General features: G+C 60.5%; 11 protein-coding genes. 6 read left to right on the top strand and 5 right to left on the bottom strand.

Translation table 11 applies throughout. The annotated features are described in order from the left end of the window. The first annotated feature begins 1 nt into the window (after position 1). The 6 genes from AC3IT9_RS11110 (at position 2) to AC3IT9_RS11085 (ending at position 6,201) form a co-directional block, all read left to right on the top strand. Entirely contained in the window at positions 2-766 is a 765-nt protein-coding gene (locus AC3IT9_RS11110) for an amino acid ABC transporter ATP-binding protein (RefSeq protein ID WP_150727267.1), read from the top strand. A gap of 53 nt (positions 767-819) precedes the next feature. Then, positions 820-1,644, top strand: a complete 825-nt coding sequence (locus tag AC3IT9_RS11105) for an ABC transporter substrate-binding protein (protein WP_150727266.1) — start codon at positions 820-822, stop codon at positions 1,642-1,644. Positions 1,645-1,796: 152 nt separating this feature from the next. Next, a complete protein-coding gene (locus tag AC3IT9_RS11100) occupies positions 1,797-2,645 on the top strand; it encodes a polysaccharide deacetylase family protein (RefSeq protein ID WP_150727265.1) in 849 nt (282 codons plus the stop codon). After that, positions 2,638-3,525: a polysaccharide deacetylase family protein gene (locus AC3IT9_RS11095; protein WP_489273049.1), complete on the top strand. Its 888-nt coding sequence runs from the start codon at positions 2,638-2,640 to the stop codon at positions 3,523-3,525. Before AC3IT9_RS11100 ends, AC3IT9_RS11095 begins: the two co-directional genes overlap by 8 nt. Next, positions 3,522-4,871, top strand: coding sequence for an MmgE/PrpD family protein (locus AC3IT9_RS11090; protein ID WP_489273048.1), 1,350 nt, complete (start codon positions 3,522-3,524; stop codon positions 4,869-4,871). Before AC3IT9_RS11095 ends, AC3IT9_RS11090 begins: the two co-directional genes overlap by 4 nt. Before the next feature lie 151 nt (positions 4,872-5,022). Further along, positions 5,023-6,201, top strand: a complete 1,179-nt coding sequence (locus AC3IT9_RS11085) for an MFS transporter (protein WP_150752348.1) — start codon at positions 5,023-5,025, stop codon at positions 6,199-6,201. Positions 6,202-6,286: 85 nt separating this feature from the next. On the opposite strand, the gene AC3IT9_RS11080 is transcribed toward AC3IT9_RS11085, so the two are convergent. The 5 genes from AC3IT9_RS11080 to treP form a co-directional block, all read right to left on the bottom strand. Beyond that, positions 6,287-6,583, bottom strand: a complete 297-nt coding sequence (locus AC3IT9_RS11080; RefSeq protein ID WP_489273047.1) for a PTS sugar transporter subunit IIB — start codon at positions 6,581-6,583, stop codon at positions 6,287-6,289. A gap of 2 nt (positions 6,584-6,585) precedes the next feature. Further along, positions 6,586-9,120, bottom strand: a complete 2,535-nt coding sequence (gene ptsP, locus AC3IT9_RS11075) for a phosphoenolpyruvate--protein phosphotransferase (RefSeq protein ID WP_489273045.1) — start codon at positions 9,118-9,120, stop codon at positions 6,586-6,588. A gap of 61 nt (positions 9,121-9,181) precedes the next feature. Beyond that, positions 9,182-10,405, bottom strand: coding sequence for a maltoporin (locus AC3IT9_RS11070; RefSeq protein WP_489273043.1), 1,224 nt, complete (start codon positions 10,403-10,405; stop codon positions 9,182-9,184). A gap of 95 nt (positions 10,406-10,500) precedes the next feature. Next, complete coding sequence (gene treC, locus AC3IT9_RS11065; RefSeq protein WP_489273041.1) at positions 10,501-12,150, bottom strand: alpha,alpha-phosphotrehalase; 1,650 nt, start codon at positions 12,148-12,150, stop codon at positions 10,501-10,503. Between the two features lie 116 nt (positions 12,151-12,266). Next, positions 12,267-13,709: a PTS system trehalose-specific EIIBC component gene (gene treP / locus AC3IT9_RS11060; protein ID WP_489273040.1), complete on the bottom strand. Its 1,443-nt coding sequence runs from the start codon at positions 13,707-13,709 to the stop codon at positions 12,267-12,269. Positions 13,710-13,744 lie beyond the last annotated feature (35 nt).

Genomic DNA, 13,744 nt, shown 5'->3' with positions numbered 1-13,744 from the left:
CATGAGAAGCATCGTCAAGGCCGTGAGCCTGAACAAGTACTACGACCATTTCCACGCGCTCAAGGACATCAACATCGAAGTCGAGCAAGGCGAAGTGCTGTGCATCATCGGCCCGTCTGGCTCCGGCAAGAGCACCTTGCTGCGCTGCGTCAACCAGTTGGAAAAGATCGACAAGGGCGGCCTGTGGGTCGACGGCGAACTGGTGGGTTACCGCATCGCCGGCAACAAACTGCACGAACTCAACGAGTCGCAGATCGCCCGTCAGCGCCTGGCGACCGGCATGGTGTTCCAGCGCTTCAACCTGTTCCCGCACATGACTGTGCTGCAAAACATCATCGAAGGGCCGTGCCAGGTGCTCAAGCGTTCGCCCAAAGAGGCGCACGAAGAAGCCCTGGAATTGCTCGCCCGCGTCGGCCTGGCCGACAAACGCAACAGCTACCCGATCGAACTGTCGGGTGGTCAGCAACAACGCGTCGCCATTGCTCGTGCATTGGCCATGCGCCCCAAGCTGATGCTGTTCGATGAACCCACTTCGGCACTCGACCCGGAACTGGTCGGTGAGGTGCTGTCGGTGATGCGCGATCTGGCGCAGACCGGCATGACCATGATCGTCGTCACCCATGAACTGGGCTTCGCTCGCGAGGTTTCCAACCGCATGGTGTTCATGGACGAAGGACAAATCGTGGAGGCTGGAAGCCCCGAAGAAATACTAATAAGTCCGCAAAACCCACGCACCCAAAGCTTCATTTCTGCCGTTCGAACCTAAGGGCCTGGCTCGCAAATCAAGAGCTGCCTCACAACACTCATAAGAGAACGACCATGAAGAACTTCGTTATTCCAGCTGTACTCGCAGGCGTTATGGCATCCGGCTTCACCTTCGCTGCCGAATTGCCGGCCAGCATCAAGGCCAAGGGCGAGGTCGTTGTGGCGATCATGCCGAACTACCCGCCGATGGACTTCAAGGACCCGGCCACCAACACCCTCACCGGCCTCGACGTTGACCTGGGCAACGCCTTGGCCGAACGCCTGGGCGTGAAGATCAAATGGCAGGAAACCGGTTTCGAGCAAATGATCAACGCGCTGACCACCGACCGCGTCGACATGGTGATGTCGGGCATGACCGACACCGCCGAGCGTCAGGCCAGTGTGACCTTCGTCGACTACTTCACCAGCGGTCCGCAGTTCTACACCTTGCAGAAAAACAAGGACACCAACGAGATCATCGACCTGTGCGGCAAGAAAGTCGGCACCAGCCGACGTACCACCTTCCCGGCGGAAATCGCCGAGTGGAGCAAGGCCAACTGCGAAGCCGCCGGCAAGCCTGCGATCAACGTGATCGGCACTGAAGGCTCGGCAGACGCCCGCGCGCAACTGCGTCAAAGCCGTATCGACGCGGCCATGCAGGGCAGCGAAACCCTGCCGTACCTCAAGACCCAGGAAAAGGACATGTACAAAACCGTGGGCCTGCCGATTTCCAAGCAGTTCACCGGGCTGGGCGTGAGCAAGAAAAAGCCTGAGCTGAGTGAAGCGGTGAAAGTGGCGATGCAGAGCATGGTCGATGACGGCAGTTACCAGGCGATCCTGAAGAAGTGGGATCTGGAACTGGGTGCGATCAAGACGGTGACGGTTAACGCCGGGAAGTAATTGCAAAGGCGTCCCAAATCCATTGTGGGAGCGAGCCTGCTCGCGATAGCGGTGTATCAGTCAATGAAGATGTTGAATGTACTGGCCTCATCGCGAGCAGGCTCGCTCCCACAAGGTCTTGTGATTGTTTATAGATCGTCGGAGCACTAACGATGTCCTCCTCCCCCCAACCCACCTGGCCTGACCAGCACAAAGCCTGCCTGGCCCTGGCCTTCGACCTCGACGGCCCCACCGGCGATGCCATGCTCAACGGCTCGATCTGGCGCAAGCCCGAGTATTTCGGCTTCGGCGGTTATGGCCCGTACCGGGCGCTGCCGCGGATTCTCGATCTGCTCGACGAATTCCGTCTGCCGACGACGTTCTTTGTCCCGGCCTGGGTCGTGGAGAACTGGCCGAAACAGTGTCAGGCGATTGTCGAGCGCGGGCATGAGGTGGCTTATCACGGCTACAAACACGAATCCTTCTACGCCCTGACGCTGGAACAGCAAAAGGACGTGATGAAGCGGTCCCGCGAGGTGTTCTGGAAGCACCTGCACATCCGCGCCGAAGGTTTCCGCACGCCGTCCGGCGACTGGCGGGCCGAAACCCCGGCGATGTTGGTGGAGGCCGGCGTGACTTACTCCAGCAGCATGCGCGGCGATGACCGGCCGTACCTGGTGAATGTTCCGGGCCACGCCACGCCGCTGGTGGAAATCCCCGGTCGCTGGGAAATGGACGACTACGCCTCCATCGCCTATACCCGCGCGCCGGACTTCCCTTCGGGGCTGGACCGCACCGCCAGCTACGCCCTGACCCTGGACAACTGGTGCCGCGAATACGACGGTGCCATGGATGAAGGGCTGTGCCTGACCACCCTGTTCCACCCCAAGATCACCGGCAAACCAGGACGCATCCTGTTGCTGGAAAAACTCTTCGAACACATGCGCCAACGCGACGACGTCTGGTTCGCCACCTGCCGTGACGTCGCCCAGTGGTGGCTGAAGGAACATCACCATGGTTGATTCCACTGTCTGGCCCAAGGGCTACCGCTGCGCCGTGGTACTGACCGTCGACTACAACGACGTCCACGGCATTCTCACCCAGGCCCCGGAAGTCGCCGGACGCGACAAGACCCTGTCGGTCTGGCGCTACGGCACCCAACGCGGCGTGGAGCGTTTGCTCGCTCTGTTCAAGGAGCTCGGTGTTTCCAGCAGCTGGTTCGTACCCGGTATCGTCGCCGAGGAAAACCCCGAGCATATTCGTGCGATCCAGGCGGGCGGGCATGAGATTGCCTGCGCCGGGTATCACCACCAGAACTACGACAGCCTCGACCTCGCCGCGCAGAGCGCCGACATCGCCAAAGGATGCACGGCGTTGACGGCGCTGACCGGTCAGCGTCCCACCGGTTTGCGCATCCCCGCCGGCAACGGTGCACCGGGCTTCATCGAGGCGTTGAGGGATCAAGGCATGCGCTGGTCGTCGTCTTGGCGTGGTGATGACTTGCCGTTCGCTCACCCGACCGCGCCCGACGTGATCGAGTTGCCCCTGCATTACGAACTGGAGGACGAACCCTACTTCGCCTTCAATCTCAGCCCGGCGGTGCCGCCGGCGCAATCGCGGATCGCATCCTACAGCCACACCCTGGGCAACCTGCAAATGGACTTCGCCGGGTTTCATCGCTTCGGCCTGTGCTACGTGTTGCGCCTGCATCCGGAAATCATCGCTACGCCGGGACGCATTGGTGTGTTGCGTGAGTTGCTCGAAGGGATTTTGCAGCACGATGACGTATGGATCGCTACCGGTGCTGATGTCGCCCAGTGGTGGGCGCAATCCGCAGCGCCGATCACTGAAGATCATCCGGCGTCGGTGTATGAGCGGCATTATAGGGACTACGTGCTATGACAGAGCGCATGCAACGACTGGCGAAATTTTGCGTGGATACGCGGTTCGAGGACCTGCCGCCCGCACTGGTGGAACAAGCCAAGCGCCACATTCTCGATACTTTCGGCGCGACCCTCGCCGGGGCAGACAGCGAAGTCGCGAAAACGGCACGGCAGGTATTCGAAGACGAAACGGGCGACACTTTGGTCTGGAGCACTCGCCAGCGGGTCGGCGCCGCTCAGGCAGCCATGCTCAACGGCATCGCCGCCCATGCCCTGGAACTGGACGACACCGGTGGCTGCGACCACTCCGGCGCCGTAGTGCTGCCGGCGGTCATGGCGGCGGTGTCGATGGCCGGGCAACCGGTGAGCGGCCGCGAGTTCATCACGGCCGTGGTGATCGGTTACGAAGTCGGGCGCCGGGTGCTCGAAGCCTGCGGCGGCTACTCAGCCCATAACGGCGCTGGCTGGCACTCCACGGCGACCTGCGGGGTGTTCGGCGCGGCAGCCGCCAGTGCACGGATTTTTCGATTGAATGCCGGGCAAACCTTGTCGGCACTGGGCATCGCCGGCAGCTTCAGCGGTGGCTTGTGGGCTTTCATCCACGACGGCTCGCAAAGTAAAAAACTGCACAGTGGCCGGGCCGCCGAAGGGGGTTTGCTGGCGGCGCGGTTTGCGCAGCAGGGCATCAGTGGTCCAACAAGGTTGTTCGAGGATGTCTGGGGTGGTTTTTTGCAGACACTTGCCAGCGCCACCTCAACCCCCGAAGCACTGGATGCCGATCTCGGTGCCGTATGGAAACTCGCCCGCTGCTCGATCAAGCCCTACGCCTCGTGTCGCGGCACGCATTCGGCCATCGATGCGTTGGGGCTTTTGCTCGACCAATTGAATGTGCCAGTCGATCAGGTCGAAGACATACAGGTTTCGCTGTGCAGTTTTCTCAAGGACATGTGTGGCGGCCAGGATGTCGGCACCCTCGCCGCGGCGCAGATGAGCCTGACGTATGCACTGGCGGCACGGCTGGTACATGGTCATTGTCGATTGCAGGCCTATGACGATGAAGCGCGCAACGATCCACGCATTGTCCAGTGGATGTCACGCATTCGCCTTGAAGTGGACCCGCTACTGTCCGAGGATGGCGAGCCCGTGGTGACACTGCGGACCCTGGACGGTCGGCAAGCGAGCCTGTGCGTTGAAGTGCCGTTGGGCGCGCCGGGTAATCCGCTGAGTGATGTGCTGCTTGCGGAGAAGTTTTTCAGTTTGGCGACGCGGGTGATGCCGCGGGAGCAGGCGCAGGCGTTGTTTGAGCAGTTGTGCCGGCTTGACGCACTTGAATCGGTTCGTTCGCTGGATCGGTGGATGGCTTGAATCTCGCGCTATCTATGCAGACCTCTTCGCGAGCAGGCTCGCTCCCACAGTTGAAATGCATTCCCCTGTGGGAGCGAGCCTGCTCGCGAATGGCCGCGACTCGGTACATCGGCGAACACTACAGAATCTGAATAAGGACATTTGCACCACCGTGGCCACTTACTCGCTCGTTATCCGCCGCTTGATGATCGTTTCACTGACCATCGTGGTCAGCCGCGCCATCACCAGCCCCTTGCTCACGCTGTTCCTGAGCAACAAGCTGGGCCTCAACCAACAGGACGTTGGCTTGCTGCTCGGTATCGCGGTGTTCATCGCCACCCTGCTGGCTCTTTACGGCGGCTATATCATCGACCGCCTGGAAAAGCGCCGGCTGCTGATCCTGGCGATGCTCTCCAGCGCCATCGGCTTCGTACTGCTGACCTTTGCCGAAAACCTCTACCTGACCACCGCCACCCTGGTGATCACCGAGACCGCGTCAGCGCTGTTCCTCATCGGCTCCAAAGCGATCCTCAGCGAAAACCTGCCCATGGGCCAGCGGGCCAAGGCGTTTTCCCTGCGCTACACGCTGACCAACATCGGCTATGCCACAGGCCCCATGCTCGGCGTGGTGATTGCCGGGGTCTATCCGATCGCACCCTTCCTGATTGCCGGTGGCATCGCGTTCTTCAGCATCTTCCTGATGATCGGCATTCCCAGGGATTCGGCGCAGACACCCGCCATCGGGCAACCCCAGAGTTTCCTGAAAACCCTGGTCACCCTGAAAAACGACCGCACCCTGATCATGTTCACTTGCGGCTGCCTGCTCAGCACCGTGGTGCACGGGCGTTTCACCCTCTACTTGTCGCAATACCTGCTGGTGACCCACGATTCCAAACGTGCTCTGGAAATCATGGCCGCCCTGCTCGCCTGCAACGCCATCAGCGTGATCCTGCTGCAGTACCAGATCGGCCGGTTCCTCAATCGCGAGAAGCTGCGCTACTGGATTGCCGCGGGCACCAGCCTGTTCATCCTTGGCCTGATCGGCTTCAGCCTGGCCGACAGCATGGTGAGTTGGTGCGTGGCGATGTTCATCTTCACCCTCGGTGAAATGATCATCTACCCGGCCGAGTTCCTCTTCGTTGACACCCTGGCCCCGGAGGAGCTGCGCGGCAGCTATTACGGAGCCCAGAACCTGGCGGCCCTCGGTGGCGCCCTGAGCCCGGTGATTTGTGGCTTTCTATTGATGCACACCCCCGCGCCCACGATGTTCTATGCCTTGAGCGCACTGACCGCGATGGGTGGGCTCCTGTGCTTCATGAGCGGTCGTCGGGTGGCTATGGTGCAAAAATAATGCACTGGAACTGCATTGATATGAACCTTTCAGCGGCACGAGCGGGTGAACGACAGCGAACCCTGCGCGGGTCACGCGCAGGCCGTCATTCCCACTTTGGGCACCGGGTTAATACATGCACCACGCCATCCGCCAGCACCATCACCCCCGGCACACCCGCCGCACGCAAGGCCTGTTCGTCCAGTCGGGTTACATCACGCAACTGGACCCGTACTCGCGTTATCGCAATGCGCTGTTGCGACGCCAGGTTATCCAGCCCACCCAGCGCGGCGACCACGTTCGACGGCAGGTCCGTAGAAAGCCTGGCAGCCACTTTCGGCTCATCCACCAGCAGATCCGGGGTCAATGCCTTCCAGAACGCCCGTTGCATTTTCTCGAACATGTTCAGTTCTCCAACACCTGTGAAGTTTCGACCATCGCCTGCTGCTGCGAAGACAAGGCCTCGCGGACCTGCTCAGCGCTCTCCAGCCCGAGTATCTGATGCGCGACGGCCTGACAGTCGCTGAGCTCGACCTCGCGAATCGCGGCCTTGATCGCCGGAATCAGCGGCACGCTGACCGACAGTTCATCCACCCCAAGCCCCAGCAACAGCGGCACCGCCAGAGTCTCCGAAGCCAGCGCGCCACACACCCCGACCCACTTGCCATGGGCATGGGCGGCCTTCACGGTGCTGGCGATCAGACGCAGTACCGAGGGGTGAAAACTGTCGGCCTGGCTGGCCAGACGTGGGTGATCGCGGTCCATGGCCAGGGTGTATTGGGTCAGGTCGTTGGTGCCGATGGAGAAGAAGTCCACCTCGGGGGCAAACAGGTCCGCCATCAATGCCGCGGACGGGACTTCGATCATGATGCCCAGTTTCGGCAGCGCCTTGAGCCCGAGCGCCAGCGCCTCTTCTTCCAGCATCTGCCGCGCCAGGCGCAACTCCGACAACTGGCTGACCATCGGCAGCATGATGTGCAGACGGGCCAGACCGGCGCTGCTCAGAATTGCCCGGAACTGCTCGCGCAACAGCTGCGGACGCTCCAGGCACAAGCGAATTCCGCGCATGCCCAGAAACGGATTGGCCTCGCTGTCCATTGGCACGTAGGCCAGCGGTTTGTCGCCGCCCACATCCAGTGTGCGCACCACCAGATTGCGCTCTGGCCCAAGGGCCCGGGCAATGGCGCTGTAAGTGACCGCTTGCTCGTCATGGCTGGGCGCGTTGTTGCGCTCCAGATAAAGAAACTCCGAACGCAGCAGACCGACACCCTCGCCGCCTAGCGCCATCGCCTGCTCGACCTCAAGCAGCGAGGCAACGTTGGCCGTCACCTCGAAGTGATGGCCGTCACGGGTACAGGCCGCCAGCGAAGCCTGCTCGAGTTCGCGCTGATGTCGTTGCCGTTGCTGCTGACGTTTGCCGTGCAGCTGTTCGATAGCCGACAGATCAGGGTCCAGGTGCAACTCACCCTTGTCCGCATCGAGCAGCACCCGGGTTCCGCTGGCCAGCGACAGCACCTGCACCGGCAAACCACACACCGCCGGTAAACCCAAGGCCTGGGCGAGTATCGCCACATGGCTGGTGGCACCGCCGCCCACAGTGGCGAAACCCAACACCTTATCGGTATCCAGGGCAGCGGTTTGCGACGGTGTCAGTTGTTCGGCAATCAAAATCGCCTGGTCCGGCAACTCCCAGATACCGTCCGGTACCCCGAGAATCAACTTGAGCACGCGCTGGCCGACATCCATCAGGTCCAACGCCCGCTCGGCCAACAAGGTGTTGCCCAGCGACTTGAACAGCGCAGCGGTGGCTTGAGTGGCACTGTTCCAGGCAAACGCCGCACTCTTGCCCTCGGCAATCAAGGCCTGGGCTTGCTCCAGCAGACTCGGGTCTTCCAGTAACTCCTGATGTGCCTTGAAAATATCCTCCTGCGCCTTGCCTTTCGCGTTGTCACGCAAGTGTTGCAGCGCCTGCGTCGCGCGGGTCAGCGCATGCTCCAGCGACTCGCGCTCCACGCGTTGATCCGCAGCAAACTCGGGGACTTCCAGGGTGCGCTCAGCCACCTGCACCACCTGCCCAAAGGCCGAACCCGCCGAAGCACAGACACCGCGCAACAGCTTCGTCGACACCTCCTGCGCCTGAGCCACCGGCGCTTCGACCGCCACCGCAGTCACGGCCTCACCGCAGCCATCCGCCAGTAGTTGGGCCAACGTGCTGATTGCCAATTCGGCATCTTCGCCCACCGCACTGACCTGCAGCGCATCGCCGTGAACCGTCTGCAACGCCATGATCGCCACCAGGGACTTGGCGTTGGCGCTGTCCTGCTGCTTGTGCAGGCAAATGCTTGCCGCAAAACCTTTCGCCGCCTGCGCAAAGATCGCCGCCGGCCGCGCGTGCAGGCCATTGGCGTTGGGCAGGGGGACCGGTTTGGAGAACAACGCTTCGCCCTCCTCCTGCGCAACGCTGGAACGCGGATCGCCGAGGCTCAGGCGCAACACGGGCTGGGCACACGCCACCAGTCCATTGTCAGGTGTCAGCAGGCTGAAGGGCTCGCCACTGACCAACAGCATCAAGGTCAACAGGCTGCGGGCATGCAGGGCTACATAGTCGGCATCGAACTCGATCAACGGCTGTCCGGCCTCGACACGCTGGCCCTGCTCGACCAAGGCGCGGAACCCCTTACCCGCCAGGTTCACGGTGTCCAGACCAATGTGCAGCAACACCTGTACGCCGCTGTCATCGGTGATGCTGATCGCATGGCCACTGTGTTGAAGGTTGCTGACCACGCCGGCCAACGGCGCGCAAAGAGTCTGCGAGGTCGGATCGATGCACAGGCCGTCGCCGATCACCCGGCTGGCGAACACCGGATCCGGCACGTGATCAAGTGGCACCAGCACCCCGGACAGCGGCGCCAGCAATTGCAATGGTTGGGTTATGGTCATGACTTCACCTGCGGTTTTGTTCTTTGAAGTGCCGATGGAGCGCGAGCTCCTACAGCATCGCTTATTTCCACCAGTACTCGACTTGCAATCCGACGTTCGCACCATGCAGCGCCGTGCCGAACGCACCGGTATCGGACAACGCTGAACCTTGTGCCAGTTCATTGGCCGCACGTTTGGCCGCTTCGTTCCAGGTGGCATAGGTGTAGTACACACGCACCTCGGGACGTTCCCAGAACCCCGGGCCTTTTGGCGACCAGGTCGGGACAAAGGAGAATTTACTCAACTTGCGCGTACCGCCTGGGGCCTCGACCTGATCGTGTCCCAGTTCAGTCACCAACTTGAATTGGTCGGTGATCGCGTAAGCCGGGCGAACGCCCAGGGAAATCCAGTTCTGGTCGTTACCGTCCGGGCGAATGTCCTTCTGATAGACCGCCTCGACCTGACCACCAAAACGCGGTGTCACTTGCCAGTCGAAGAACTCCACCAGCCGGTAGCTCCTGTTGCTGTCGTCCAGGCCCACATCGCCGGTGTAACCCAACCCGGTGCCAGGCCCTTCGCCGTATTGCAGCGCCAGTTTGTTCTTACCGCCGAGGAAGTTTTTTTGCACATGCTGGGCGGTGATGGCCCAACCTGCGTGCGCATCGCTGCGGTCAGGTTTATCGATGTAACTGAGGCCAAACTCCAGTTCACCGCCGGGGTTGGTCTGAAAACCTGCGACGTTGAAATCCTGCCGGGTGACATAATCCTTCTGGTACAGGTTGTCCTTGCGCGAAAAGGCGTAGCTGTATTTCAGGTCGCCGATCTTCACATCCTCGATACCACCACCCGTGGCGCTCTGGTTCCAGTAGTAGAAGTCGGAAATATGGATGTCGTTTCGCTTGTAGTAACGCCGCCCGGCCCACAACGAACCACCATTGAGACTCGGCAAGTTCGACCATTGTGCGTACATCTGCGGCATGCGCACCGAGCCGTTATCACCGTTGAACGTCAGGTCTTTGTCGTACTGGTTGTACAACGAAGCCATGCCGTCGACGCTCAGCACCGAGCCGTCGTCCAGGGTGTAAACGTCCTGACGCAACTCCAGCTCGGCGTACTGCTCGCATTCGTTGCCCAAGCGGTATTTTGACTGGGCACCCTGCAGTTGAAAACACTGCTGAGAACCGCTGTTGACCGAGGTCCCGACGCCGCTACGCAAGTAACCGGCGAACTCCAAAGCCTGGGCCGAGAACGGCAACATCAGGCATGCGCACGATGCTGCAAGGTTGCGATTAGTTGTTGTTATCAAGAGGCATCTCATTATTTTTATTGTGCTCATCCGGTAAAATCTGCGCGCAAGAAACCCCACGCAGTGCTCTGCGCGTTGTTTGAAGAGCGTGTTTTTTAGTGGTCGGTCAGGTGCAAGACGAACGACTCGTATGGCCGCAGGAACAGCTGTCGACTACGAGTCTCACAATCCGGAAAGTTGCTGATCACCAGGCGTTGCAACATGCCGTCGGTGATTACCCGCTCCGGCAATTCGACTTCACACGCCGTGCCATAGAAGTTATTCACCACCAGCAGGCGCTCACCTTCGCCCTCACGCAGGTACACCCAGACCTGCGGGTGCGTGGGCAGGAGCTGGCGAAACACACCGTCCTGAATCAGCGGTTCGCTGTGGCGCAGGGCAATCAACTGGCGATAGTGGTGCAGCACCGAAGTCGTGTCGTCGAGTTGGTTTTCGACGTTGATCTGCATGGCGTTGGCCGGCACGCCGATCCAGGGTTCGGCGCTGCTGAAACCGGCATTGGGTTGCATGTTCCAGTGCATCGGGGTGCGACTGTTGTCGCGGGATTTCTGCATGATCGCGCTCATGCTCGACGCCTCGGACTCCCCGGCATCACGCTTGAGCCGGAAGATGTTCAGCGTCTCGACATCGCGGTACTGCTCGATGCTCTCAAAGCCCGGGTTGGTCATGCCCAACTCTTCACCCTGATAGATGAACGGCGTGCCCTGAAGAAAATGCAGCGCGGTGCCGAGCATCTTCGCCGACACCACGCGGTGTTCGCCGTCATCACCAAACCGCGAAACCACTCGCGGCTGATCGTGGTTACACCAGAACAGTGCATTCCAGCCGCCACCGGCCTGCATGCCGGTCTGCCAGTCGGAAAGGATGCGCTTGAGTTCGAGGAAGTCGAAGTCAGCGCGAACCCACTTCTGCAGGTTCGGGTAATCAACCTTCAGGTGATGAAAGTTGAAGGTCATCGACAGTTCTTTCGAGTCCGCTCGCGAGTAACGAATGCAATGTTCCAGGCTGGTGGAAGACATCTCGCCGACGTTGATCAGGTCATGGCCTTCGAAGACTTCGCGGTGCATTTCCTGCAAGTAGTCGTGCACGTTCGGGCCGTCGGTGTAGAAACGCCGACCGTCGCTGTTGTCCTCGGGAAAGTCCGCCGGTTTCGAGATCAGGTTGATCACGTCCAGGCGGAAACCGCCGACGCCCTTGTCACGCCAGAAGCGCATCATCCTGAAGACTTCAGCGCGCACCTGCGGATTATCCCAGTTCAGGTCGGCCTGAGTGTGGTCGAACAGGTGCAGGTAGTACTGACCGGTTTGCGCCTCGAACTCCCAGGCCGAACCACCGAACTTGGATTCCCAGTTGTTCGGCTGATCGCGCCAGATGTAGAAGTCGCGGTACGGGTTATCGAGACTGCTGCGGGCCTGCTGGAACCACTGGTGTTCGATGGAGGTGTGATTGACCACGATATCGAGCATCAACTTGATACCGCGTTTGCCAGCCTCGGCGATCAGCAACTCGCAGTCAGCCATGGTCCCGTAGCTCGGGTCGATGGCGTAGTAGTCGCTGATGTCGTAGCCATTGTCGCGCTGGGGCGAACGCAGGAACGGGGTGATCCACAGACAATCGACACCCAGCCATTGCAGGTAATCGAGCTTGGCCACCACCCCGAGCAGATCGCCCGTGGGGTTGCCGGCGTGGCTGTGAAAACTCTTCGGGTAGATCTGGTAGATCACCGAACGTTGCCAGTCTTGCATGGCGTATTCCTTCAATTGGTTTTGTACTGGCCCTGAGGGCCTCATCGCGAGCGAGCTCGCTCCCACAGTTGATCGCATCCCAATGTGGGAGCGAGCCTGCTCGCGATAGCGATCTGTCAGGCGACTCGATATCCAGGCCGGACAATCTTCATGCTCAAGCCACAGGTCAAAACGAACGGCACGACCATGGCGATGACCATCCCGACCACGAACATCGGAATGAACTGCGGGATGATCGAGATGAAACCGGGCAAGCCACCGACACCGATCGCCGAGGCCTGAATCTTATTCAGCGACAGGAACATGCAGCCCAGCGCCGAGCCGACCAACGCTGCGTAGAACGGAAACTTGTAGCGCAGGTTGACGCCGAACATCGCCGGTTCGGTGATGCCGAAATAGGCGGAAATCGCTGAGGTCGAGGCCATGCTTTTATCCCGCGCACTGCGGGTCATGTAGAACACTCCGAGTGCCGCGCTGCCTTGTGCGAGGTTGGACATGACGATCATCGGCCAGATGAAGGTGCCGCCCTGAGTGGAAATAAGCTGCAAATCGACCGCAAGAAACATGTGGTGCATGCCGGTAATCACCAACGGCGCATACAGCAGACCGAAAATGGCCCCACCGACCATCGGCGCCAGGTCAAACAAGGTCACCAAGCCTTCAGTGATCAGAATCCCCAGGTGACGGGTCACCGGACCGATCACGGCCAGCGCCAACACCCCGGTCACGACGATCGTGGTAATCGGCACCACCAGCAGTTGAATGGCATTGGGTACCCGCGCCCGCAGCCATTTTTCAATGACGCTCATGACGTAGGCGGCCAGCAGGATCGGCAGAATCTGACCTTGGTAGCCGACCTTCTCGATCTTGAACCAGCCAAAAATATCGAAATACGGCAGGCTCTGGCCGTCCAGCCCGGCCACCGCCTTGCCGTAGTTCCAGGCGTTGAGCAGGTCCGGGTGAACCAGCATCAGACCCAGCACGATGCCAAGGATTTCACTGCCGCCAAAACGCTTGGCTGCCGACCAGCCGACCAGCGCCGGGAGGAACACGAACGAGGTGTTGGCCATCAGATTGATCAAGCTCCAGACACCGTCCAGCGTCGGGTAAGCCTCAAGCAGGGTCTTGCCGGCAATGAACATGCCTTTGGCGCCGATCAGGTTGTTCACCCCCATCAGCAGGCCGGCAATGATCAACGCCGGCAGAATCGGCATGAACACATCGGAGAACACCCGCACTAGGCGCTGCATGGCATTGGTTTTATCGACGCCCTTTTGTTTCACGTCGGCGATGGTCGACGCAGCAAGCCCTGTCTGCTCGCGCAGCGCGGCGTAAACCTTCTCGACTTCGCCGGGACCGATGACGATCTGAAACAGGCCGCCGGTGAAGAACGAGCCTTTGACCAGGTCGATCTGATTCAGCGTCGTACTGTCGACCCGCTGTGGATCTTTGAGGGCCAGGCGCAGACGCGTGACGCAATGTGCGGCCTGTTCAAGGTTGTCAGCGCCACCGAGGCTCTGAAGCAGCTCGCTGGCGATAGTCGCGTAATCGTGGCTCATGCTTTTTCATCCACTGTGTTTTTTGTTGTTTGGCA

The sequence above is a fragment of the Pseudomonas sp. KH_046_1 genome (genome assembly GCF_057839025.1).
The sequence above is the reverse complement of the archived record's forward strand: the minus strand, read 5'-3'. Positions and strand labels throughout refer to the sequence as shown.